The organism is Sphingobacterium prati (assembly GCF_013167215.1).
Lineage (GTDB): Bacteria > Bacteroidota > Bacteroidia > Sphingobacteriales > Sphingobacteriaceae > Sphingobacterium > Sphingobacterium prati.
Genome location: NZ_JABJWY010000034.1, coordinates 649,647 through 675,395, shown reverse-complemented (window position 1 = coordinate 675,395; position 25,749 = coordinate 649,647). Strand labels below are relative to the sequence as shown.

At 39.9% G+C, this 25,749-nt stretch carries 21 protein-coding genes and 1 riboswitch; of the genes, 8 read left to right on the top strand and 13 right to left on the bottom strand.

The features are described from left to right. Positions 1-291: 291 nt before the first annotated feature. Together HPC41_RS13055 and HPC41_RS13050 are read left to right on the top strand one after the other, a co-directional pair. On the top strand, positions 292-1,347 hold the full coding sequence (locus HPC41_RS13055) for an NAD(P)-dependent alcohol dehydrogenase (RefSeq protein WP_172394434.1): 1,056 nt from the start codon (positions 292-294) through the stop codon (positions 1,345-1,347). Between the two features lie 152 nt (positions 1,348-1,499). Next, a complete protein-coding gene (locus HPC41_RS13050) occupies positions 1,500-2,798 on the top strand; it encodes a cryptochrome/photolyase family protein (protein ID WP_172394433.1) in 1,299 nt (432 codons plus the stop codon). Positions 2,799-2,871: 73 nt separating this feature from the next. Here the strand turns inward: HPC41_RS13050 and HPC41_RS13045 are convergent, their stop codons facing one another. Continuing rightward, complete coding sequence (locus tag HPC41_RS13045) at positions 2,872-3,651, bottom strand: alpha/beta fold hydrolase (protein WP_216660746.1); 780 nt, start codon at positions 3,649-3,651, stop codon at positions 2,872-2,874. A gap of 174 nt (positions 3,652-3,825) precedes the next feature. Between HPC41_RS13045 and HPC41_RS13040 the strand changes: the two genes are divergently transcribed. Beyond that, positions 3,826-4,389, top strand: a complete 564-nt coding sequence (locus tag HPC41_RS13040; protein ID WP_172394432.1) for a cysteine hydrolase family protein — start codon at positions 3,826-3,828, stop codon at positions 4,387-4,389. Between the two features lie 66 nt (positions 4,390-4,455). On the opposite strand, the gene HPC41_RS13035 is transcribed toward HPC41_RS13040, so the two are convergent. Beyond that, a complete protein-coding gene (locus tag HPC41_RS13035; protein ID WP_172394431.1) occupies positions 4,456-5,307 on the bottom strand; it encodes a helix-turn-helix domain-containing protein in 852 nt (283 codons plus the stop codon). Positions 5,308-5,776: 469 nt separating this feature from the next. After that, positions 5,777-6,541 (bottom strand): type I methionyl aminopeptidase, encoded by a 765-nt coding sequence (map, locus tag HPC41_RS13030; protein WP_172394430.1) that lies wholly within the window; start codon positions 6,539-6,541, stop codon positions 5,777-5,779. 246 nt (positions 6,542-6,787) lie between these two features. Between map and HPC41_RS13025 the strand changes: the two genes are divergently transcribed. Further along, a complete protein-coding gene (locus tag HPC41_RS13025; protein WP_172394429.1) occupies positions 6,788-7,027 on the top strand; it encodes a hypothetical protein in 240 nt (79 codons plus the stop codon). Between the two features lie 28 nt (positions 7,028-7,055). On the opposite strand, the gene HPC41_RS13020 is transcribed toward HPC41_RS13025, so the two are convergent. Then, on the bottom strand, positions 7,056-7,769 hold the full coding sequence (locus HPC41_RS13020) for a LytR/AlgR family response regulator transcription factor (RefSeq protein ID WP_172394428.1): 714 nt from the start codon (positions 7,767-7,769) through the stop codon (positions 7,056-7,058). Next, positions 7,766-8,827: a sensor histidine kinase gene (locus tag HPC41_RS13015; protein ID WP_172394427.1), complete on the bottom strand. Its 1,062-nt coding sequence runs from the start codon at positions 8,825-8,827 to the stop codon at positions 7,766-7,768. Before HPC41_RS13015 ends, HPC41_RS13020 begins: the two co-directional genes overlap by 4 nt. Before the next feature lie 308 nt (positions 8,828-9,135). Between HPC41_RS13015 and HPC41_RS13010 the strand changes: the two genes are divergently transcribed. Both HPC41_RS13010 and HPC41_RS13005 read left to right on the top strand, forming a co-directional pair. Further along, on the top strand, positions 9,136-10,113 hold the full coding sequence (locus tag HPC41_RS13010; protein WP_172394426.1) for a DUF6268 family outer membrane beta-barrel protein: 978 nt from the start codon (positions 9,136-9,138) through the stop codon (positions 10,111-10,113). A gap of 249 nt (positions 10,114-10,362) precedes the next feature. Continuing rightward, entirely contained in the window at positions 10,363-10,995 is a 633-nt protein-coding gene (locus HPC41_RS13005; RefSeq protein WP_172394425.1) for a nitroreductase family protein, read from the top strand. Positions 10,996-11,159: 164 nt separating this feature from the next. On the opposite strand, the gene HPC41_RS13000 is transcribed toward HPC41_RS13005, so the two are convergent. The 3 genes from HPC41_RS13000 to HPC41_RS12990 are packed head-to-tail and all read right to left on the bottom strand — an operon-like array spanning position 11,160 to position 15,629. Continuing rightward, a complete protein-coding gene (locus HPC41_RS13000; protein WP_172394424.1) occupies positions 11,160-12,455 on the bottom strand; it encodes a glucosidase family protein in 1,296 nt (431 codons plus the stop codon). Positions 12,456-12,482: 27 nt separating this feature from the next. Beyond that, positions 12,483-14,231: a class I mannose-6-phosphate isomerase gene (locus HPC41_RS12995; protein ID WP_172394423.1), complete on the bottom strand. Its 1,749-nt coding sequence runs from the start codon at positions 14,229-14,231 to the stop codon at positions 12,483-12,485. Positions 14,232-14,291: 60 nt separating this feature from the next. Continuing rightward, positions 14,292-15,629: a sugar porter family MFS transporter gene (locus HPC41_RS12990; protein WP_172394422.1), complete on the bottom strand. Its 1,338-nt coding sequence runs from the start codon at positions 15,627-15,629 to the stop codon at positions 14,292-14,294. Positions 15,630-15,726: 97 nt separating this feature from the next. Between HPC41_RS12990 and HPC41_RS12985 the strand changes: the two genes are divergently transcribed. Continuing rightward, on the top strand, positions 15,727-16,461 hold the full coding sequence (locus HPC41_RS12985; RefSeq protein ID WP_172394421.1) for a GntR family transcriptional regulator: 735 nt from the start codon (positions 15,727-15,729) through the stop codon (positions 16,459-16,461). Positions 16,462-16,948: 487 nt separating this feature from the next. Continuing rightward, entirely contained in the window at positions 16,949-19,294 is a 2,346-nt protein-coding gene (locus HPC41_RS12980) for a GH92 family glycosyl hydrolase (protein WP_172394420.1), read from the top strand. A 66-nt stretch (positions 19,295-19,360) separates the two neighbouring features. Here the strand turns inward: HPC41_RS12980 and HPC41_RS12975 are convergent, their stop codons facing one another. The 5 genes from HPC41_RS12975 to HPC41_RS12960 all read right to left on the bottom strand — a co-directional run bounded on the left by HPC41_RS12975 (position 19,361) and on the right by HPC41_RS12960 (position 25,560). Continuing rightward, positions 19,361-20,542 carry a homoserine dehydrogenase gene (locus HPC41_RS12975; protein ID WP_172394419.1) on the bottom strand — a complete coding sequence of 394 codons (1,182 nt, stop codon included), beginning with the start codon at positions 20,540-20,542 and terminating at the stop codon, positions 19,361-19,363. 39 nt (positions 20,543-20,581) lie between these two features. Further along, positions 20,582-21,625, bottom strand: a complete 1,044-nt coding sequence (locus HPC41_RS12970; protein ID WP_172394418.1) for a homoserine O-acetyltransferase family protein — start codon at positions 21,623-21,625, stop codon at positions 20,582-20,584. 27 nt (positions 21,626-21,652) lie between these two features. Next, positions 21,653-22,963 (bottom strand): O-acetylhomoserine aminocarboxypropyltransferase/cysteine synthase family protein, encoded by a 1,311-nt coding sequence (locus HPC41_RS12965; protein WP_172394417.1) that lies wholly within the window; start codon positions 22,961-22,963, stop codon positions 21,653-21,655. Between the two features lie 112 nt (positions 22,964-23,075). Then, positions 23,076-23,210: a hypothetical protein gene (locus HPC41_RS25595; RefSeq protein WP_277603205.1), complete on the bottom strand. Its 135-nt coding sequence runs from the start codon at positions 23,208-23,210 to the stop codon at positions 23,076-23,078. 10 nt (positions 23,211-23,220) lie between these two features. Continuing rightward, a riboswitch (SAM riboswitch) is annotated at positions 23,221-23,333 on the bottom strand. A gap of 202 nt (positions 23,334-23,535) precedes the next feature. Next, the gene (locus HPC41_RS12960; RefSeq protein ID WP_172394416.1) at positions 23,536-25,560 is read right to left on the bottom strand and encodes an FUSC family protein; all 2,025 of its coding nucleotides are present in this window, start codon (positions 25,558-25,560) and stop codon (positions 23,536-23,538) included. Positions 25,561-25,749: the final 189 nt, after the last annotated feature.

The window sequence follows — 25,749 nt, the reverse complement described above, 5'->3', positions numbered from 1 at the left end:
TGATGATATGGAAGCGGGAATAATTTTGCATGGTACCTAATAAATAATTGTATGCTTCAGTGTATCGAAAGATCGCTCATGCAAAGGACGAAAGCTGGTATTCAAATGGGTATTACTTTTTGATAGATATTGCCCACAAATTATTTTTTCAATGATGATGTTTCAAACCAAACTTTTCTTTTTATTAAGGGTTATTCTTAACTTGTGAAGTACGTTATTAGTTTTCCAAGTTGTAGCTAACGTAGATAATCTAAAAATAGATAACAATTAACATAGATCATTTATTTTAATATGAGCACATTTTCAATAAAAGCTTTCGGAACTGAAGCGCCGACAACCGATTTAAAACAGCTGGAAGTTCAACGCCGTGAAATAACAGCGACGGATGTGGAGATTGATATTCTCTATTGTGGCGTTTGTCACTCCGATTTGCATACTGCACGTAACGAATGGGGCGGAACAGTTTATCCAAATGTTCCTGGTCATGAGATTGTAGGACGAATTACTAAAGTGGGATCTAGTGTAACTAAATTTAAAGTAGGAGATCTTGCCGGTGTGGGTTGTATGGTGGACAGTTGCCGTGAATGTGAGAGCTGCAAAGAAGGACTGGAACAATATTGTGAGAATGGAAATATCCAAACATACAATGGTCATGATAAACATCTGAACAAACAGACTTTTGGCGGATACTCAGAACGGATTGTAGTGGATCAGGACTTTGTTTTACGTATTCCTGAAAATTTGGACATGGCGGCAACTGCACCTTTGCTTTGTGCCGGTATTACAACTTATTCACCATTAAGGCATTGGAACGTTGGTCCCGGACAGAAAGTAGGTATTGTGGGCATTGGTGGTTTGGGACACATGGGGGTGAAAATTGCAAAAGCGATGGGGGCATATGTCGTTGTGATAACAACTTCCGAAAGTAAAGTGGAAGACGCCAAACGCTTAGGTGCTGACGAAGTAATTTTGTCAACAGATCAGGAACAGATGAAAAACAATGCCGGCACTTTGCATTTTATTTTGGATTGTGTCTCTGCGCAACACGATATCAACGCCTACTTGAGCTTATTGAAACGCGATGGGTCACTTACGCTTGTGGGAGCTCCGGAATATCCCCTTCCAGTAGCCCCATTTAGCTTAATCCCTGCCCGCAAAAGTTTCTCAGGATCAATGATCGGTGGGATTGCAGAAACCCAAGAAATGTTGGATTTCTGCGGAAAGCACAACATCACTTCAGATATAGAACTTATACGTATGCAGGATATTAACCAAGCGTATGATAGGTTGCTAAAGAGTGATGTGAAATATCGTTTTGTGATCGATATGGAAAGCTTAAAAAACTAATAGAATTAAGGCAAAGCTGAACCGAAGGAAAACATTGCTAGTTACTATAGGCTTGGCTTTGTCCGATTAATTTAATTTCTGAAATTGTTTTTGGTGTTATTCAATTAAATTGATGAGAGGCGCAGGTATCTGATGGAGTTACCGCTATTTTTATGGAAGAAACTAAAGTGGTTGTGTTTTGGTTCCGTAGGGATCTTCGTTTGCAAGACAATGCAGGATTAACTCGGGCTTTGGCAACAGGACTCCCTGTGCTGCCGGTTTTTATATTTGATGAAGATATTTTACAGCAATTGGAAGATGAATCAGATCGACGTGTAGATTATATCCATCAGGCACTGTTGGCGATAAACAACGAATTAAAGGGTTTTGGAGCAGCATTGAACACGTTCTATGGAAGCCCTTTGACAATTTATAAGGAGCTACGTGAGAAATACAGGATTCATGAAATCTATTGTAATAGAGATTACGAACCTAAAGCAATCCAAAGAGACCGAGAGATCTTTGAATTTTTTAAACTAGTAGGGATTCCGTTTAAAGCAGTGAAAGATCAGGTTATTTTTGATAAAAATGAACTGCTGAAAAATGATGGTACACCTTATACCGTTTATACACCTTACGCGAAAAAGTGGCGGGAAAAATTAACGACCAAAGATTTTCAGCCTATAGATTATAAAGATGGGCTTTTTGTCCAGCAGGCTTATACGCCAATAATTTCGCTTGAAAAAATGGGGTTTAAAAAGACAGATTTGACTTTCCATCAGCCACAATTAAGGGCAGATATTATTAATAACTACGATAAATATCGTGATTATCCTGCCTTAGCTGGTACAACGAATCTTGGTATTGCCCTACGCTTTGGTACGATTAGTATTCGTCAGTGTGTCGCCTTTGCAAGACAGCATAATGAGGTATGGCTGTCGGAGCTCATTTGGCGTGAATTTTTTATGCAAATCTTATATCATTTTCCAAATGTTGTCAGCGAATCATTTAAAAAGAAATATGATGGTATTCAATGGCGCAATAATGAAGCGGAATTTGAACGTTGGTGTAAGGGGGAAACGGGCTATCCTTTGGTCGATGCGGGAATGCGGCAATTAAATAGTACTGGTTATATGCATAATCGTGTACGCATGGTAGCGGCTAGTTTTTTATGTAAACATTTGTTGATTGATTGGCGATGGGGGGAAGCTTATTTTGCACAAAAACTTAATGATTATGATTTGTCTGCGAATAACGGCAATTGGCAATGGGCAGCGGGTTGCGGTTGTGATGCGGCGCCGTATTTTAGGGTATTCAACCCAATTATTCAAGCCGAAAAATTCGATAAAAAGCAAGAATATAGTAGACAATGGATTCCCGAACTGGGGAGTGCAGCTTATCCAGAGCAGATGGTAGCGCATTCTTTTGCTAGAGAACGTGCACTAAAGACCTATGCGGCAGCATTGGGATAAGCGATCTCGTGATAACCCAATCCCCGTGACCGCTGATTGTTTAGCTCGGATTGGGCTACTTAGGATTAGATTTTTATTGCTCCAAAAAATCGGCAACAAATTTGTCGAATGCCTGTGGGTTTTCTGCTTGTACCCAGTGTCCGGCATTTGGTACCGTTTCAAAACTGACATCTGGAAATTGCTCCTTGATTTTAACTTTATCTTCCGGAAGAATGTAGCGCGATTTTTCGCCCGCTAGGAATAGCGTAGGACCAGCATAAATACCAGCTTTTACACTTATTGTGATAAAATCCGCATATTTTTGCTGCAGGACATCCAGATTGAAGCGCCAACCTAATTTACGGTCTTCTTTGATATACACGTTTTTTAGCAAAAATTGAATGACCCCCGGATCATCAAGATAAGTTTCGAGTTTTGTCTGTACATCTTTCCTATTGTCCATATGATTCATATCAACTGCACAAAGTGCGTTGAAGATATCTTCGTGATGTGGCGGGTATGCTTTAGGAGCAATATCGGCAATAATCAGCTTTTCAACCTGTTCGGGATGATCAATAGCAAATTGCATGGCAACCTTGCCACCAAGAGAGTGGCCTAATAAGAGGACTTTCTTCGAGTCAATCGAAGTAATATAGACGCTTAAATCCTCGACCATATCCTCAATCGACATCCTATTACTGTGAAAACTTCGACCGTGATTACGTAGGTCAAGTAAATGTATCTGTCTTTTTTCTCCAAAACTCCTGCCAAACGATCCCCAGTTGTCCGCCATACCAAAAAGGCCATGCATAACCACAAGTGGCGTTCCGCCGTTTTCTGCTCCGTATATTTTGCTGTGTAGTATCTGTTTCACGATATCTCTTTCTTTTAATCGAATCAATGTCACCCTCAAAAGGCGATTCCTACGGCTAAGATAGCTAAAACATCTCGCCTTATCAAAATGGTAGTGTCGACGATTTATTTGGTAGCAGTTTCCATTCTTGACAAACTAATTTTGTAGTAACGAAAACATAATCATATATAACGCATGAATACTACAGCATTAATTGTCATAGACATTCAAAATGAATATTTTGAAAATGGCGGAATGGAACTTGTAAACCCTATTGCCGCAAGTTTAAATGCAGGAAAAATAATCAGTCATTTTCGGGACAAAAAAGCACCGGTTATCCATATCCAGCATATCTCTCCAGACCCCGCGAAAATGCCATTTTTTATTGCGGGGACAGCCGCGTCCGAGATCCACCCAAATGTCCGACCGCAATCACAAGAAAAAGTAATCCAGAAACATTTTCCAAACAGTTTTCGGGAAACCGACCTTTTTGGTTACCTAAAAGCAAATCACATTACAGAACTTGTCATTGTCGGTATGATGACGCATATGTGTATCGATGCAACGACTCGGGCTGCAGCTGATTTTGGTTTTCAATGTACCGTAATAGGCGATGCCTGTGCAACGCGTGATCTTGAAATGAATGGTGCCACCGTAAAAGCTGATGACGTACAACTGGCCTTTCTTACTGCATTGGCATTCTTCTACGCAGAGATTCAGACAACAGAAACTTATTTAGCGCAAAAAAGGGAAATTTAGGACTGATAGTATAATGCAATTCAGCCAGCTGTAAACAGTAATTCAGGCCAACGGGAACTGAGAATTTTATCTCAGTTCCTCTATAAATGTACTGATCGTCTTGCCCGTCTGGGTCTTAAAAAAGCGCATCAGGTGGTTAGGTTCCGAAAAATTGAGTTCAAAGGCAATTTCGTTAATAGATTTGTTTGAATGTATTAGTAGTTCTTGCACTTCAATTAGCAAGCGTTGTTTGAGCAGGTGCGCTGCCGTTGTGTTAAATTGTGCTTTAACCGCATGATTCAGTGTAATGCGACTGATACCCATCAGGGCTGTATACTCCTGAACGCGTTGTTTCTGTTGAATATGTTGTTCAAGTAGCTTCTTAAATTGATAAGCAAAATTATTCTCTGCTTTTTGTGAAGAAAGCCCGTTTAACCTGGCGTACTTTCGATTCAAGGTCTGTAACAGATAATAAAGTAAAGAGCGAATAATATGTGCGCTGTCTGCTTGTGTCTGAATAAGTTCCGATTTGATCTCCGTGAGCAGCTCACAAAATTTAGCCATATGCACATCGTCAGCCTCTATTTTAGCCGGATGGTTTAATTGATAAAAATACAGCAGTCTATAGGTAAAAAGTTTATCTGCAAAAAAATCATTGAGAAAATCTTCCTGAAAGATCAATGTCGTGAATTCCAGATGTAGGGGATCCAGCTCCCAAGTATGTTTCTGAAAGGCTGAAATAAAAATAATATTGTTGTCCGTTAAGTCGATTATTTCCTGACTCAATCGCAAACGCCCCTTCGCTTTTTTTAAAAATAGAATTTCAAAAAAGTCTTTGTGATACGTCTCGCCGTGCGTATAGTCTGTCTCTTTTTGAGTGAGTACATTTATTAGAAACTCGACGCCACATTCGCCTTTATGGAACTTTATTGTTTTCAATAGTCTTACACTTTATAAATCAAAAGTAAACATCTTAAAACTAAAAATAGAACGTTTTCAAAGCATGTTGCATACCGATCGACAGACATAGTAAAACATTTTAAAATCGGAAGGAATTTTGGCGAAATGTGATTTTTGTCACTTTTTAAATGGGAGAATACATGTATCTTTGTTTACAGTCCAATTGAGAAACTTAAATACAGATGTTCATCCCGCTTGAATACTTTGAATGTCCATATCGTATCCTTATATAGAAGGAAGGAATTATTTAATATCTATCGAAATAATCTAGTTGGCCATAAAATATATTATTTGGGGGTTTTCTCGTAAAGAGAGGCCCCTTATATTTTTATGTATTCTACATGTTACAATGATACATTTATATCTATCTATTGTTCTATTTAAGTAAGCGTAGACAATACCTTACATGCAAAATTAGATAAACGGAATCCCGATGATAGTTATAGCCCTAATTGAAAATACCATTCTCCGCCGTTAAAATCACTGGAGCGCCATCTGTAATCATAATGGTGTGTTCATGTTGTGCCATGTAACCGCCTTTGTCACCAACCATCGTCCAGCCATCATGTAATTCAGTTGCATAAGTGGAAGAGGTGGAAATAAAGGTTTCGATAGCGACAATTGAATTTTTCTTAAACCGCCTTTGGTCAAATCTATTTTTATAATTGAGCAACTCGTCGGGGTCTTCGTGTAAGCTTCGTCCGATGCCATGCCCCCCTAGATTTTTGATCACTTTATAACCCCTCTTTTTTGCTTCTGTTTCCATTAGCTGGCCAATGTCCGCAATTTTAACACCACCATGGATATTTTTTATGGTTTTTTGAAGTATTTCCTTTGAAGCGTCTACCAATTTCTGATGGTTATGAATATCCTGACCGATTACAAAAGAAGCCCCGTTATCAGCCCAAAAACCATCCAACTCAGCCGATACATCAATATTAATAAGATCTCCTTCCTGTAATAAACGGTCCGCAGCAGGAACACCGTGACAGAATTCGTTGTCTACACTGATACAAGTCCAGCCCGGAAAGTTGTAGGTCAACGCTGGCGCTGATTTGGCACCATATGCTGTTAATATTTTTGCTCCATATTCATCTAATTCTTTGGTTGACATGCCTACCTTGGCATAATCGCACATCGCTTTAAGCGTTTTGGCGACTGCTGCACTCGCTTTTTGTATTCCGGTCAATTCGTTCTCGTTGGTAATAGACATTGCGCTTTTTTTGTGTTTTTGCTTATTGAATTAAAGATAAACAAAGGTCTTAAAAAAAATAGATAATCCCATAAAGAAAAGCAGGGTAATGATTGCAGGAGCAATTACGGGAGTTGGTATAAGAAAGGCCTGCTTTCGTATAAAATCTCAACTGGCGACAGTTTTAAATGATAAATTTGTGATAAATCTCGGATGAATATAAACTGAGAAGTGATCGGATTTTGGGCGCAATTTTAAATTTATAACATGAAAGCGAAGCAGATATTGATTTTTAAAAGCTCTGTAAGAACAAAGGAGAAGAAGACCTTCCTGATGCAGTTGCTAAAGTTCCATCTACCGCAGATACAGTCTGCTACCTTGGATCTGGATGATGAAGATGCCATCTTTCGGGTAGAAACAGAGGACTGTTCCGTAGATCTATTGACAGCTTTGTTGCATAGACATGGTATAAAAGTTGATTTTTTGGACCGCTTTGTCCTTGTTTAGCCCTATTCAGATCGCCTTACAGATGACCTTACAATAGTCCGCCTGTATACTGCTTAAAAAATAGTTCACGATAGATGTCGCCAATCGGGATTTCGAACTTGTCTATGTATATCGTATGGTTGTCAAAAGAATCAATAAAGGACAAATTGATCAAATAGGATTTGCTGACCCGAACAAATATATGGGCCGGTAGTTTTTGGTGAATGGTTTTTAGATTCATTGCTGTAATCAGTTTGTTGGTACGGGTATAGATGACCACATAATCTTTGAGTGCTTCAATAAATCGAATATCGCCAAATAAGATTTTATAGTATTTTCGATCCGATTTGATAAATACAGCATCTTCATTCGCATCTTCAAAGGTGTTTTGATTTTCTTTTAAATTGAGCAGATTTTTATAGCTAAACGCTTTATCAATTGCCTTGGCCAGGCGATCTTTTTTTATTGGTTTAAGCAGGTAATCAAGCGCATCCAGCTCAAACCCCCGCAACGCATATTGGGCATAGGCTGTCGTCAGTATCACCAGGACATCTTTCGGTAAGGCCTGTGCAAAATCCAGTCCGTTGACGGTGGGCATCTCAATGTCCAGAAAAACAAGATCAACAGATCCAGTTGCGAGATATTCCTTGGCAGCTAAGGCATTGGAAAACTCGCCGAGGATTTCTATGGATGAAATTTCTTCGACCAGATTTCGCATTTCTTCCCTTGCTAAGGGTTCATCATCTACAATGATACAATTCATAATGGAATTTTTAATTTTACCTGATACAACAGGTTCTTTTTTGATATGGTAAGTTCGTAATTATTGCCATATAGCAAATCCAGTCGTCTTTTGGCATTGACTAATCCCAATCCACCGTATTTAAGACTAGTATTCGAAAAATTTGGATCGCTCGAATTTTCACATTCAAAACAAAGTTGCCCATCGGTAAGTGACAAATGAATGGCAATAAAGGTATTTTCATTGTGTATATTGACACTATGTTTAATCGCATTCTCGATAAAAGCGGTAAAAAGATGTGGCGGCAGAAAAATACTTTGTTTTTCGAGTTCCGCTGCACAGGAAAGTGAGGTTTTTAAATTATCCCGGCGTATTTCCTCAAGTTTTAGAAAATTGAAAATAAAATTTATTTCGGATTTTAAGAGTGTTTTATCTGCATCATTTTCATACAGTTGGTACCGCAGAAAATCGGATAGTTTAATGATAACCTCGGTGGCCATACTCGGGTTTTTCCGAATCAAAGCCTTCACATTGTTGAGCATGTTAAACAAGAAATGTGGCTGAATCTGGTTCTTTAATGCATTTAACTCCGTTGTAAGCGCCAAGTTTTTTAAATCTGAAATGCGTTTATTGTCTTCGATCCAACGTTTAAAAAGTTTAAACGTGGTGGTGGTCAAAATGATGGGAACACAGATAAAAAGACCGCTCACAAAACTCATGGTATTGGTTCGTTGCCTTTCAATTGCCGGAATATGGATGCTAAAGATATAGATTGCGATCTGCATGACAACAAGCAGGCTCGCTGTCACCAGCAAAATGAGCAATACGGTGTAGATTTCATATTTTCCCCTGAAAAAAAACTGTGGTATCAATACGTACATATTGATATAAAACATTGCAACGAAAACCGTCCAAAGCGCCAGGGAGAAGTAGGTCTTATAATTTCCTAAAAATTGTGCATTTGTATTGGCATTAGCAAAAAGAATAAGCAAACCAATTAAGAACAGACCATGTCGTAAAAATCTGAATTTCTTTTCCGTTAGGTAGCGTAAAACAATACGGTTGTTGCAGTCTAGCATATTGATCTGGTTTATTGACCCTGATTTCGCAAATGTAACTTTTTTTGTGTCAAAATGATTTTGTTTTATATGAACAGTGCTTCTTTTTATACCAAAGTGAAATCGGTAGGTAGAATGGATAAAAGCTCTTTTAAAGCTGCCCACCTTTCGTATAAAATATTGACCCTTTTGTATAAAAAATAAAATGAGCGTTTCCGATTGATCTATTCTTGTAACACGTCGGCTGCTCCGTTCTAATTTCCGAAAGAGTAGTTTTTCGGGTTGCCTTTAATTGAAAAAGAATAGATAGACAAAAAACGAATATCCACATGAAAAAGAACCTGGTGTTGCTTGGGAGTTTTGCTCTTGTATGCAGCAGTTCCGCACAGACCAAAGATAGTATTCCCCAAAAAGTACAGGCCATTGTAGCCGACAAATTTCCTGCAGCGCGGGTGCTAAATCTAAGTTATGAATATAATGGCGGGTACAAATATTCATCCAATGCTAAAGGGGGCGTCATTACGCAAGGTAAGATAGAGTCATTCCATCAGGCTGGCGGGAGCTTGAATGTCAATTTTTTAAACCGGCGAAGCTGGACGTTAGGTACTAGCCTCGGTTATCAGTATACTTCATTCAATGTACAAGAATCAGATTTAAGCACGCAGCCGCAAAAAATGCGTACACAGGATTTCCATTACCATTATGAATCACTTAATTTTTCTTACTTCTCAAAATTATTTGGAAAAATGGTTATTTATTCCGCCAGTTTCATGACGGATGGAAGCGATATGGGGATTGAACGGATGCGTGGGATATTGACCGGAACATGGGTATTAAAAGCAACTCGGGATGTACAAATGACAATCGGCTTACTCGGGTTTATTGATCCTGCGGCAATTATTCCTGTTGTTCCTACCTTCACCTATAAGCAGCAATATCGCGATGGGTGGATGATAGATGTGCTATTACCCAAGGGCGCCTACATCCGAAAAACAATGTTGCGAAATGGTCGCCTTTCTCTGGGGGCAGATCTCAGTACGACGACATTCTACCTCAATGATTTTTGGGGATCAGACAAGGTCTATACCTTTAGTCAGATGGAGATCAACTCGGGACTGACCTACGAACATAATTTGGGAAAATCGTTTATTGCAACGCTCAAATCTGGTATGAAGAACATTCCAAGATCAAGGATATTTGAGAAAAGTGAACAGCAAAATAATTATGTATGGGAAGCTTCTGCGGACCCGTCGTTTTATGTCAATGCTGGACTTTCTTTTAATCCCTTTGCAAAAAAAAGACGTTAGTGTAGGGCTGATCATCGGAAAAGGAATTGACGGGATTGTACAAAGATTTACTCAGTTCTTGGATTATTTATGTTGTTTTAGTGTTTGAACATTCAAATATTTGCTATATTTATTTTATAAATAGAAATTAAAATAAGGTTAATTGTATGTATACTGCTTTCCAGATTTAATTTCTTTTATCAAATTTAGGTGATACTAAGCCTGTAACAAGGCATTTGAATAAATAATAAAGCAAAAAAAGAAAAGAAAATGGCATTATTAGAAACCCTTGAATGGCGTTATGCAACCAAAAAATACGATTCAACAAAGAAGGTTGATCAAAAAGATGTAGAAAAAATTATTGAAGCAGCGCGTATGGCACCGAGTTCCTCGGGTTTGCAACCTTTTCGTGTTGTATTGATTACAGATCAACAATTGAAAGAGCAAATTGTACCTGTAGCTTGGGGGCAACAAATTATTGCAGAAAGCTCGCATCTTTTGGTTTTTGCGGCATGGGATAAATACACGGATGAACGTGTTGATACAACGTTTGACCAGATGAATAACCATAGAGGTTTACCATTGGATACAACTGATGATTACAAAAATAAATTAAAAAGTATGTTTGCTGCACTTACCGAGGAACAGCAGGCAGCGCACGCCGCGAAACAGGCTTATATTTCTTTTGGGATGGCCATCGCGCAAGCTGCGGAATTGAAAGTGGATGCTACACCAATGGAGGGGTTTTCCAACGGAGAGCTGGATAAGTTATTGGGATTAGACAAATTGGGGCTAAAAAGTGTTGTTCTGCTACCATTAGGTTACCGTTTGGGTGAAGAGGACTGGTTGCTGAAATTGAAAAAATTTAGATTGCCTAAAACTGAGTTTTTGATTGAACGATAGGAATAACTTTTAGGTATTAGACACAAAGGTAGCTGGAACCATAAGTACAAAAGAAAAGGAACAATATATTACCCCTTTTCTTTTGTATAATGTCTTATTTGGGCGGCTTACTTCCCCTGACAACAAATTCATTTTTTTATATCCTTCAGAAGGTTTGTGCTGATTTATTTAGCTGCATTTTCCAATAAAGTGATCGCATCATAAAGTACACCCGCCTCACCTCTGAAAGTTCCAGAGCCTTCGGGTTTATTGTCCTTGGTATACCATTCGTAGAACCCATTATTTTTAATAACGCGTGCCAACATGGGTTTGATCTGCTCATGTGCTTCCTGCTGGAAACCATTTTTAGCCAATTGTTGAATCATTCTTCCCCCAAACCATGTCCAATCGCCACCATTTTGGTAACCATAAGGATACATTCCTTTGTTTTTGAAGAAACCCGTAGGATAAGTTGGATATACGGTTAATCCAATGGTGGCTGCACCCGCATCCTTTACATTTTTGATCATCTTATCCAAGGAAGTTTTGATCTGCTCTTTGCTCAATAGGTTTGCCTCAATGGCAATGGCTGTTCCACCGTGATAATAGATCTGGTTTTCATCAAAATCTTTTGGAAATGGCGAACCGTTGATGTAGATGTGCGGAATAAATTTTTGATTTTTATCGTCCCAAAGATGTTTCATCGTATTGCTGGCAATCATCGTTCTCACTTTATTCCATTTTTCCTTTTTGTCAGGGAAAAGATCCATGTAATTATCCAAAGCAATTAAAAACATAGCATTATCATAAATATCCAGGGCAATATGAGAGTTTTTATCCAAATGGACCCCCCAGTCATGCTCGGGCTGCACATCACCCCAATCGACGGTTGTGGCTCCCCACAATAGACCATAAGTGCTATTATAACGTTTGTCCATTAAAAACTGCATGGCCTGTTCCATCCGGTCTTTCACAGTCGTTTCGCCTATTTTTTGTGCGAGGAAGGCGGTATCCTTGGTCGCTACTACATATTTATGGACCGCCTGGATCAGGGAGGTTTCCTGATCGGTTTCAACTGTGTTTTTATGTGCAGCATATTCTGAGGCAAGCGGGTTAGTGATCGTATAATAGTCGGACACACCATTCTTTAAACTTGATTTTTTGACAAAACCGTCTGCTATATTGCCATCAGCTTCCTGTAATTTAAAAAATAGCGCCAATTGATCTTTAATCTGTTCGTGGGGATGCTCTTTGGTTGCCAAAGTAATAAAGGTATTATAATCTCTGATCCATACCTCATTATACCCGTCGCCAGCATTAAATCCAGCTTTAATAACCTTGCCGGCCATATCTTTGACGAGCTGGAAGCTACTATCCTGTGCTGCGTCTTGCTGTGTGTTGCTTGCTGTGGATTTATTGCTACCTCCATTGCAGGATAATAGCAGCAATGAAGTAGATAACGCGAAATATAAATTTCTCATAATGCTGTTTTTTTGTTTTATACTAAATTAACATTTATGGTCTTTGACAAAAGACTGTATCACTTTGGCCTGGCCAATTCCTAAGTTGCGGAGCGAATAGGATTGTGCCGCGGCAGGAACAGCGAACGTTTCGGCGTAATGAAAGATTTTTTTCATCCCATGGGCAGTTGTCAGTTCTATCGCTTCCCCCTCAACAAGCATCATAATATGGCATTGATCTTTTGTCTCAATACTCACGTCATCTCCAAATTCATACCTGTAAACATCATAGAAATGATCTTCATGTGTTGGTAGATGAACTTTTGATGCCTGATCATCGAGTGAATAAACCTGAGGCTTGGATAGAAGTGTGTCTTTGACGACGTCGCCTTTTCGGTTAAAATTAAGATTGGCGAAAGCTCTATCAATATTTAATGGACGCGGCTTACCGTCCAGATCAGGACGCACCCAGTCGTACATTTTGAACGTATAATTGTAAGGGGTGGCACTGATTTCCAATACTAGATTATTTGTGCCCGAAGAGTGCACGGTACCATGCGGAATTAAATATAACTGATGTTTTTGCGATTCAAATTTTTGCACGTACCTGTCAATGACGATCGGTTCGCTCGTATGGAAGCTCTGTTCAAGAACGGTACGAAAGTTGTCCGCATCGATATCCTCTTGAAACCCCAGGTAAACCTGCGCATCTCCCTTTCTGTCAACAATGTAATAGGATTCGTCCTGTGTGAAATTTTCTCCAAATTCGCTTTTGGCATAACTTGGACTAGGGTGGCACTGAATGGAAAGATTGCCACCATCAAAAGTGTCTAGAAAATTAAACCGGATTGGAAACTCAACATCAAAACGTGGCTTCGCAGCGCCCAGGACATTTGAACTTTCCTGAAACATCAGTTGATCAAATGAAATTTCTAGCACTAGCCCGTTACTCTCAAGTAAAATACCGTTTTCGGGAACAATCATCTCAAAAGACCAGGCATAATTTTTAGCCTGTTGATCAATACCGGTTAAATGTTCTTTCATCCATTGTCCCCCCCAGACTCCAGGTTCGAATGTTGGCCTCACCCGAAAGTAATTTTTGGACATCACATGCAAGGTCGCTTTTAAATCATTTCCTAAGATCCAAGGTAGATTTTCAGCGGATTGTTGATCGGCGAGAATCTCCACGCGAGATAATATCGTCCGCTTATGTCGGTTTAGGAGCTCCCAATCGACAAAGTAGTATCGTTTATAAAGCTCTTTTTGGTTTGTTTGTTTTCCACAGGCCAGATTGCCGGCCAGTCCCGCACGCATCCGTTGGATAAGTATATTTTTGGGCAGATCAATGTACATCACTTGGCTAGTAGCTTCCAGAAGGGCAGCACCCGGGCCATAAAAAATAAGGTATTCATTGTCGGTTGTTTGGCTTAGCATTTCCTGAAGTGCAGCCAACTTGCCGGTATCGTAGTATGCGATGAGTTCGAGTGGCGTTTTTTTTCCGAATAATGGATCATCTCCTCCAAGATAAGGAGCCACTTTCTCCTCGATCACTGCTTCAGGGAGCAATGTTGTTTCCATGGAAACAAATCGCACCGTTAATCCACGCTTTGCAAATTCCTGCTGAATCTGCGTTACTGGTATTTCCCAATTTACGCCAACAAATCCATCTATGCAATGTATTTTATTTTGGATCAGGTGATCGACCAACTCATGATAAGAGTTTGACAATTCGCCCTGAACGGGAAAAGTGGGTAAGATGTCGTATTGAAAAGATGTCGTTTGAGTATTGGAATACATAAGATGTTATTTATTGCGTAGGTAAAAATTGACTTCGTGATAAAATGTATTTAAACGAAATTATGCCTCGTTATTAGGCTTTTTCTTTGATTTTTCAATCCAATATTTTTCGATTTCTTCCAACGGTTTTCCCTTGGTCTCCGGTAGATAACTCAGCACAACGATAAAGGCTATTGCACAGAAAAAAGCAAATAACCAAAACGTATAACACGCTCCCCATGATGCGAGCAAAATAGGTGTCAGCTGACCAACGATCGCGTCGGAAATCCACATGACCATAATACTTATTCCCATCGCCCGGGCCCGTATGGCGTTCGGAAATATTTCCGCCGCAACCACAAATTTTAGTGGACCGATAGAAAAAGCAAAGAAAAACAAGAAGAGTAAAATGGAAACAATCAATGCAACATTGTTTGGCTGTTCTTGCCTGAAAAGATAACCCGTTACAATTAGGCTAATTGTAGCACCTAATGTTCCTAAAATGTACAGGGGTCTTCTTCCCCAATTATCTACTTTCCAGATGGCAAAGCAGGTAAATAATACATTTGCCGCGCCAAAAAATAATTGTGCATGGTACGAATTCGCTAAGGAAGTACCTGATTCCAGCAGTATGCTCGGACCGTAATAGACGATAGCGTTGATTCCGCTCAGTTGAGAAAAAAGGGGTAGGAATAGGCCTAACAGAAATGCTCTACGGTAGATTGGAGAAAACAGCTCGCTGATATTTCCCTTGGATGGACTTGGCGAATCGTATAGATCAGTTAAACCAAGCTTGATACGAATTATTGTTACCTCTTCGTTTCGCCCATTTTTGGCAAGCCAGCGTGGACTCTCAGGTATAATATAAACACCTAAACTGAGTAAGATGGCAGGAATCGCGCCGACTAAAAACATACCGCGCCATAGTTCCGCTTGCGGTAATGAATGCCGTTGAAGAATAAAATAATTACTAATATAAGCGATAAGGATACCAAAGGTAATGGCTAATTGATAACAGGTGACCGATCTACCCCGGAATTTAGTGGGAGATATTTCGGCAAGATAAAGTGGTACAACGATAGAAGCTATACCAACACCTAATCCACCAATGCCTCTGCTCAGAATTAAAAGTGTATAGTTGGAACTGAATCCACATCCGATTGCAGACAATAAAAAAAGCAAAGAAGCCACGATAAAGGCTGGTTTACGACCATATTTATCCGTAAAAGATCCTGTGAAGAATACACCTATAATGCATCCGATCAGTGCTGAACTAACAAAAGCACCTTCCTGAAAGGGCGACAATCCGAAAAATTGTTTCACCAACGGCAAAGCTCCAGCAATAACTGCCATATCGAAGCCAAAAAGCAGCCCTCCCAGAGAAACGATGCATAAAATAAGGATAAAATTCTTGGACATAATGGGGTTATTTCTTTATTATGTATACACATACAAACATATATCTATTTTTTTAATTATGCAAAAAATCTTATTTTAGCCTAAGTAATTTCATGTAATGAATTTAAAAATAGATCACAAAAGTCCAATTCCCCTGCATATACAGGCAGAAAATCTATTGCGGGAGTTGATAAAACAACCGGAATATATTGAGGGGAAAATGTTGCCCAATGAAATAGAGCTTGCCAAACGTCTGGCTATTTCGCGTTCTACTTTGCGTCTGGCAATTAACAAGCTAGTTTATGAGGAGCTATTGATCCGGAAGAAAGGCATCGGCACGAAGGTTGCAAGCACCAAATTCAGTTCGAAATCCAAAAATTGGCTAAGTTTTTCCCAAGAGATGAAAAACCGTGGTATCGAAGTCAAGAATTTTGAGCTTCATGTGAGCTGGGTCGTGCCAGATAAAGCAATTACCAAATTTTTCGCTGTCGATGAGGATCAAAAGCTATTAAAGTTAGAACGATTACGGGGAAAAAAAGATGATCCCTTCGTCTATTTTATATCTTATTTTCATCCTCGCATTGGTTTGACAGGAGATGAGGATTTTAAACGCCCGTTGTATGAGATACTGGAGGCTGATTATCATGTAGTGGCCGATCTTTCCCAAGAAGAGATAGACGCCGTTGCAGCTAATAAATTTATCGCAGACAAACTAGAAATTAATACTGGGGATCCCATATTATCACGTAAACGATTTGTTTTCGATCAGTCTGGAAAACCAATCGAATATAATTTGGGATTTTATCGTGCTGAAAGCTTTACCTATACCGTGGAAAGCCGAAGAGATTATTAAAATGTCGAGTCATCAAGTATAGCCTGTTTACTTGATGACCTAATAAATAGTTGATTGTTATCGTATCTTCCAACGCTATTTATTGAAAAATGTGATCGCTCCACTCGTACTGTAACTTTGAATTTTCTGGATCCACTTGGTATATCGTTCTTCTCATACCATTCGTACAATTTTTGTTCTAAATCATCTAGGGGCGTTTTTTGCTCGATTATTCGACAACCAAACCAGGTCAAGTTATCGTCATTTTGACTGTGTTGAAGCTTGACCATCTACTAGGAATGTTTTTTATTATGTATATACAAGTTTATATAAAAAATATCTATCCTATCGGACTTATAATGTGGTGTAATTAAATCTATATTTAAATTTTACTACCTATGGAATACTATAGCCTATTCTGTTGCTGGTTTTTTATTTATCTTTTTGTTTTCATGTTTATACATAGTTTTATTTTTTGTAAATTTGTTTTTAAACCTAATTGACTACGATGATAAAGCGTCTTATATTTTATTTCCTTTGCATGCTATCCACTGTGATGTCTTCGCTTGGGCAGCAGAAGTTTGATTTAACTACATTGGTAAAACCTAATATTGGATCCGTCCATAGCCGATATTTTTTTTATACACCAGCAGCAGTACCCTTTGGCATGGCCAAGTTAGCTCCAAGCACGAATGGAAGTTATGGTAACAAGTCTGGTTGGGAGGCGGTAGGCTATGATGATAGACACAGTAGTATCGAAGGATTTGCCAATTTTCACGAGTTCCAAATTGGTGGAATTGTCTTTGCACCATCTGTTGGTGAGATCAGGACTATTCCTGGCAAGTTGGATCAGCCTCAAGGCGGTTATCGCTCTTCATTTGATAAGAAAGACGAATTTGCCACATCAGGTTACTATCGGGTGAAACTGAAAGATTACGGAATCCGCGCCGAATTAACGGCGACAAAAAGGGTAGGCTTCCATCGTTATACCTTTCCAAAAACAGATTCGGCCAATATTATATTTGATATTGGACATGTGATGGGCGAGAGCGGACCAGTGGTCGATGCCGAAGTAAATTACGATAATCAATGTGTATGGGGATACGTGGTGACAAACCCGGTATACGTCCAAAAATATCAACAAGGCGCTACTGTGAAGATGTATTTCTTTGCTGAAGTCAGCAAGCGGCCAAAATCTTATGGAACATTTAAGGACAACGCGATTTTTGAGGAAAAGAAGAATTTACGGGGAAAAGGAGCAGGACTGTTTCTGCGATTCACTACAGATTTAGATGAATCTATTACGATCAAGACCGGTTTGTCCTATACTTCGATAGATAATGCTCGGTTGAACTTACTGCAGGAGGCGAAAAATCTGACATTTGATAAAGCGAAGTCCGAAGCACTGAAGACCTGGAACAACGAAATGGGAAGGATATTCGTAGAGGGGGGTAAAGAGGACGACCGTATCAAGTTTTATACAGGACTTTATCATGCCTTACTTGGACGGGGACTCGCCAGTGATATTAATGGGGCTTACCCAAAAAATGATGGTTCAGTAGGTCAGATTGCATTAAATGCACAAGGAAAACCTATCCATCAGCACTATAATACAGATGCGATTTGGGGAGCATTTTGGAACTTGACACAACTCTGGTCCATTGCTTATCCTGATTATTATAACGATTGGATACAGAGCCAGTTGTTGGTGTACCGCGATGCGGGCTGGCTCGGTGACGGTATCGCCAATAGCAAGTATGTTTCGGGGGTGGGTACGAATTTTACGGGCCTGGCAATTGCTGCGGCATATAATGTCGGAATACGAAATTATGATACGAATTTTGCCTATGAAGCTGTTCGAAAAAATGAACTTGAATCGCTCGGACGGATTCCGGGGGCAGGAAAGCTTGATGTGGGAGTGTTTGTTGAGAAAGGTTATTCGCCTTATATTCAAGATAACACGGGTAGTCCCGAATTGTTAACCCATGGATCGCCTTTTGGAGCTTCTCATACCTTAGAATATGCGTTTTCAGCTGCAGCAGCAGCGCAATATGCTAAATTGCTCGGACACAATGCAGACTATAAGAAGTTGCACCAGCTTTCAGATGCCTGGAAGGGATTATACGATCCATCGACAAAATTTATGCGGCCAAAGGATAGTAACGGAAATTTTATTTCGAATTTCAATCCCTATGAGTCTTGGCGTGGGTTTCAGGAAGGAAATGCATGGCAGTATACTTTTTATGTCCCACACGTACCGGAGGAGTTGGTGAAGCTGGTCGGAAAAGACCTCTTCAACCGACGTTTAGATAGTATATTTACGGTATCGCAACGGAATGTTTTTGGCGGTGGAACCCAAATCGATGCTTTTGCGGGTATTGAGAGCCTATATAACCATGGGAACCAACCCAACTTGCATATATCCTGGCTGTTTTATTTTTCGGGAAGACCTGATCTGAGCCAAAAATGGGTGCGGGCGATTTCAAACGAATTTTATGGTACCGATGCCGTTCACGGTTATGGATATGGACAGGATGAAGATCAAGGGCAATTGGGCGCTTGGTATGTATTATCAAGTATAGGTTTATTTGATGTAAGAAGTTTAACGACAGACAAGCCAGCATTTCAGATAGGAGCACCTTTATTTGATAAAATTACCATACAGCTTCCCCAGGAATTACGAAAAAATAAATTCACGATTCAAGTTGAAAAAGAGGCCTCGGGTAGTTATTATGTAGATCAAATTCGGTTGAATAATAAGGTTTGGGCTAGTTGGCAGCTCCCTTTTGAACAGCTCGTTAAAGGCGGTACGATGACGGTGGAATTGAAAAACAGTAGTACTAGCGCAAATTAAATTGGATAATAAAAGAATAGCCCTCAAATTAGGGCTATTCTAAAGGTAGGTTGGTTTGTTGATTGCCTACGCGATCTCTGCGATGAAATTGCCCTCTTGGTCCAAATCGGCCTTATGGGCAGCAATTTGTTGAAGATTAATGTGGCCAATAACATATTTGAAATCTGCTGCGTAATATCTTTCAGTAATCTCGTTGAAATTCAGCTTTTCGATCAGTTGATCATCGGTGTATCTCAAATAAACCTTGATCAGGTAATCCTGACTATAATTTAAGGCACTGGATTCTAAATGCTTTTTATATTCATAGCGGTAGCCATAACGTAGCGCTGCAATATCGGACAGGACCGCAGAACCCGTCGGATGACCTCCGGCACCTTTACCGTAAAAGAATTGTTCGTCTGCAAATGCAGCTTTAACCAGCACACCGTTATTTTCATTTTCTACGTTATACAACATACTTTCTTTGCCTACCAAACGAGGTAATACATAAAGCACGACTTTATTGCCATCGATCTCTTTGGCTGTAGGGATCAATTTGATCTTAAAGTTCTTTTCTTTTGCAAAACGAATATCCTGTTGGCCTAATTTGTCGATACCGATGTTGAATACATCATCTGGTTTAACATAGATGCCGTAGGCATGTGAAGCGACGATACAGACTTTAAATTTAGGATCGTATCCGCCGACGTCAAGTGTAGGATCTGTTTCTGCGAAGCCGAGTTCCTGTGCTTTTTTTAATGCGTCTGTATAAAGTTGATTTTCATTGAAAACTTTGGAAAGAATATAGTTGGAAGAGCCGTTAAAAATACCACTGACCGAATGTAGAAGCTCATTGTCGTAATATTCTTCTAAATTGCGGATAATAGGTATGCTTCCACAAACCGCTCCCTCATAAAGCAGGCTACTGCCATATTCATGTTGAATATCCACCAGCTCCTCAAGGTGGTTAGCAATCATTTTTTTATTCGCAGATACTACATTTTTGCCTGATCTCAATGCGCGTACAGTTAGCTTGTAAGCTGCTTCGGCGTCATCAATCAATTCAACAACAGTATTAATTTCCGGATCGCTCAAGATTGCCTCTGGGTCAGTCGAAAATAGATCGGCTGGTAGTGAACGTTTTTTATCCGCATTTTTAATGACAAATTTTTTGATTTCCAGATTCAGATTTTTAGTTTTTATAATGTCGTAGAGACCTTGACCTACAACACCAAAACCGAACATCCCTATCGTTAATTTATTACTCATATCTCTTCTTGTATGCTCTTATATTATTGTTTATTTCTCTTATACTAATTCGTTGATATACTCCTTCTTATTTTCTAAAAAATTATGGATAATTGCTGTTAGTTTTTTTGTCTCGATCAAAAATCCATCGTGACCATAGGTGGATTCGATCTCCTGGTAACTAGCATTTGGAATATGTTGGGCAATAAATTTCTGTTCATCTGCAGGGAATAACACATCCGTATTGATCCCTAGTACCAAGGTTGAGCAGTTAATACCTGCCAATGCTGCCTCTAAGGAAGCCCTTCCCCGTGCTAAATTGTGACTATCCATCGCCTTTGTCAAGTAGAAGTAGCTGTATGCATTGTACCGTTTAACCAGTTTTTCGCCTTGATAATTTTGATAAGAAGCAGCTTTATATTCATTTACTTTATTTCCATCATTATCCCGTTGCGTATGATCATAAGTGATGTAATTGCGATAGGACAACAATGCGATCGAACGCGCGACTTTTAGTCCCTTCGCGCCGCCATCAGGATGATTGGCATAGAAAGTCCGGTCTGCTGTGATGGCTAAACGTTGACTTTCATTAAAAGCAATACCCCAGGGAGAATGTACTGCATTTGTTCCCACAACAATGAGTTGGTTGATGGCGATTGTATTGGAAGCGGCCCATTCCAATGCTTGTTGACCGCCCAGTGATCCTCCGATTAAAACTTCAATTTGGTTGATACCCAGATGCGCTGCGAGCAACTGATGGGCATTGACAAGATCTTTTACCGTAAATTCGGGAAAAGAAAGGTAATAAGGCTGACCCGTCGCCGGATTGACGGATAGGGGATTACTACCCCCATAGGCTGATCCAATCACATTCGCACATACGATATAGTAATCATTGGGATTGAACAAAGCATCTGTTCCAAAAAGACCCGACCACCAATCCAATACATTCGCATTCGCCGTCAAGGCATGACAGACCCAGATTACATTGCTGCGATCTGCATTCAGTTTGCCAAATACCTCGTAACTGATCTGTAAATTGACAAGCTCCCTGCCGTTTTCAAATACAAAGGGCTCGTTGTGCTGATATATATGCCTGCTCATTACGTTTAAATTTAGGACTGTATTTGATTATTTGATCTTTTCGAATGCTTGTTGCAGGTCAGCTTTAATGTCATCAATATGTTCTATCCCCACTGAAAGGCGCAACAATCCCGGAAATACACCGGCATTTGCCTGATCCGCATCACTTAACTGTTGGTGTGTAGTCGCTGATGGATGGATGATCAATGATTTGGTATCACCTACGTTGGCCAAATGGCTGATGAGCTCTAGGCTGTCAATAAAAGCATTTGCTTTTTGAGCGGCATCACCCTTTAATTGGAAGGAGAGGACTGCACCATAACCATTTTTAAGATATTTTTGCGCATTTGCAAAACTTGGCGAACTTTTTAATCCCGGATAATTTACCTTTTCTACCTGCGGATGAGCCTCGAGCCATTTGGCGACCTCTAAGGTATTATCCACATGACGTTGCACACGCAAGGACAACGTTTCAAGTCCCTGTAACAATAAGAAAGAATTGAATGGGGAGAGCGCTGGGCCAAAATCACGTAGACCTTCAACACGGGCGCGGATAGCAAATTGGATATTGCCAAAAGGTCCCTTTTCACCAAATACTTCGGAGAACACCAGTCCGTGATAACCTTCGGATGGTTCGGAAAATTGTGGATATTTTCCATTGCCCCAGTTATAGTTTCCACCATCAATGATCACACCGCCGATACTTGTTCCATGACCGCCAATCCATTTTGTTGCGGATTCAACGACCACATGGGCACCATATTCCAGGGGTTTGAACAGGTAACCACCTGCACCAAAAGTATTGTCGACAATTAACGGTAAATCGTATTTTTTAGCAACAGCCGCTATTTTTTCAAAATCAGGAATATTAAAACTCGGATTGCCGATCGTCTCCACATAAATTGCTTTGGTCTTGTCGTCAATAAGTGCTTCAATTTTATCAGCTTCGGCATCTGTGGCAAAACGGGCTTCGATACCCAACCGTTTAAAAGCAACTTTAAACTGATTGAAGGTACCGCCATATAGATTAGAGCCTGCCACAAAGTTATCGCCGTTTTCAAGGATATTGTTTAAAGCAATAAATTGTGCTGCCTGTCCGGATGCAACAGCTAATGCTGCAACTCCACCCTCTAATGCAGCAATACGTTGTTCGAAAACATCCGTCGTGGGATTCATGATCCGTGTATAGATATTGCCAAATTGTTTCAGCGCAAATAAGTTGGCTCCATGTTCGGCATTTTCAAAGACAAATGAAGAAGTTTGATATATAGGTACAGATCTGGATCCAGTGGTAGGATCTGCCACTTGACCGGCGTGAACTTGTAAGGTTTCGAATTTTAGATTTTTATTGGAAGACATAATATATCAGATTTTAAGGGTTCAAAAAAGTATTCAAAAGAAAAAAAGAAAGCATACACACCTGTTGAAAAGGTCTGTTAATATCGTGATCCGGGAAAAAGGAAAATGATTCTTAACAAGTTGGAAGGTGCGTATGCATGCGCATTCGCATAGACATGGCATTGCTATGTGTCGCTTCTTTACCTGTTAGCTGGTTTGTCTGAAACAAACCTAAATTGTTGATGGTTTTCTGTAATGTAATAATCATTGTCTTATTTCATTTATATGCTCCAAAACGATATTGTTTTGGACAGGATTTGGCACCTTTTCAACCAAATTGAAGGTTGCCAGTGGGTCATAGAGCCAGTCTCTCGCCACTTCTTTATAAATCAAGACCTGCTGATTAAGGAAGGTGTTGATTAGAAATCTTCATCTGAAGACATTGCAAATATAAACTTCTTTTCTATTAATGCAAAAGAAAATCATTTTTTTAATTGAAACTATTTTGTAAATACATGTTCGCCACTGCCTGCGAAAATAGATGCTGAGCTGAAATCATAGGTTTATTTGCTGTTTTAAAGCTGGATTTTCTACTACCTTTTAGCGAGCGCAATATGTTCCGCGATTTGATCCAAATCTGTCAAAAGCGGTTTTAGCTCATCTATTCTGCTATAAATGTCGTTGTGCAAGACTTTAGGATTTTTGCTGATGGAAATCGAAAGCCCGACCAGGTGCGAGTTGATGCGGTAGGAGAGTGCCTGAAAGTGGTGAATATGGGACCAATCAATCCACTTATGCTCAGGTTCCTTCTTCATTTGGTTAATGGAATCAGAAAATAGAGCCATTGCCGTTTGTGCTTTTTTTCGTGCTAATCTGATATCAAAAGAGCTCTGTAGGTTGTTTGATAGGCGCTTGTTGATCATCTGAAAATAATGCTGGTTGTAGTGTACAACCTCCTTGGCCAGGTGGACCATGCTTGAGCTTTGGCGCACGGGAATCAGGAAATATCCTGCGATGGTGAGCAATGCACCAACCAGGGTAAAAGCCATACGGCTTCCTAGAATAAGATTGATATTACCTTCAAATAAGTTTAGTGCAATGACAACGCCCAGGGTGATAAAAACTACACTGATCATATAGTTCGATCGGTTGAATAAAAAGAATCCGAAGAGGCCCGTCGCCGATAAACTAAGTAATAAAGAGAGACTTTCAAAGCAAGCCAAACAGGAGATGCCGATCAGAATACCTGAAAATGTCCCGGCGATACGTTCGATATTGCGGGTCTTTGTCATCGAAAATGCAGGCCTTGCCACGATCGCGATGGTCAATAAGATCCAATAGGTATATTTGAAATCCAGAAACAGAATCCCGATCAACGCACCAATACCAAAAAGTATAGCCATGCGGAGTGCAAAACGAAACAGTGGATTTTTTAGGTGAAGCTTATCTTTGATCTCCCCCAGACTGCCTAAGGGACGATTGATAAATTGTTGATATTCCTCGGTACCGATTTTGTCCTGAATTTCCTGATTCTGATAAAATGCAACCTGGATTCGGCGGAGTGCTTCAAGAATAGATTCCATGTTTTTGATGATAGCCGATAGGATCGGGCCGGCTGATCCGACTTGCTTCTGCTGAATATTTTTGAGCTCGTTCAATAACTCATTTAGTTTAATCGTATTATAATACAATTGTTGTGCATAGCGAAACCTTTTATGCGGCTGCGAAAAGCTGTCGATTTCCAGTGCAAGTAATTTTATTGCGCGGCGGATCACAGGAAGGCTTCCAGTATCTGCAAGATTCTTCCGAATGGCATCATAGTCATGATCAAGCGCAATAATAAGCTCGTGTAGATCAATTAGACCATAAACCTGACTCAGCCAATAATTACTCTTAGGCCATTGATGGCCGATAATTTTTTTTTCACGGAATAGCAAGGAACGTATCTGTTCTTGCTGTTCACTGATCTGGCCATGGATTTTTCCTACACGACTATAGGTAACACCCAGTGGAATAGCGGGATCATAGGATTGCGCACGGATCAGTAAAAATTGAGATAAGCCCTGAAAGCCATTGGCCATCGCATGTTTTAGGGAGCGATACGGCCTTATATAGGCCTGTAGTAGGCTAAAGGCATAATAGATCGCCGCGCCAGTCGTAATTTGCAAGCTCACTTCCAGCGGATGTTTTGGTGCCAAGCCGATGACAAAACTCATTAATATCAATGCCATGTTGCCGATAGCAGCATAACGTGGTCCGAACAAACCATATAAAGTAAAGGTAAATCCCGCCAAACTTAGCAGAATAACCAAAGGCCAATGGTAAGGGAAGAAGTATGCTGTAAGAAATGACGCAAAAAAGAAAGTGGGAATGCAGACCAGTGCGGAGGATAGTTTATCCTTTCGGTTGCCTGGAGGATCAGTCAGTGTGGTCAACAAGGAGCCGACACCAATACCAATAGCGATGCCTGCGGGAGTGCCCAATAAATAAATGGCCAGGCTTGGAAGAATACTGATGGAGACATTTCGTAATGCATCACCAAAGTGTTCACCTTGGATAAATCGCGTAACTTGGCTATAAATACGGTAGAATCTTTCCTTTAATGATACAATGCCCATCAATCAGTTTACTAATTTTCGATGCAAAAATACAAATATTATGCTTAATATTTTGTGTATTCATTTTATTTATTTTGAATATTGTTGATTTTTTGAATTTTTATTCCGAAACAGCTGATATGTGCAGTATTGTTCTCCGGCGCGCCTGAAAGAAGTGTACTGATACTTTTTGGGGATGAATAGTATGAT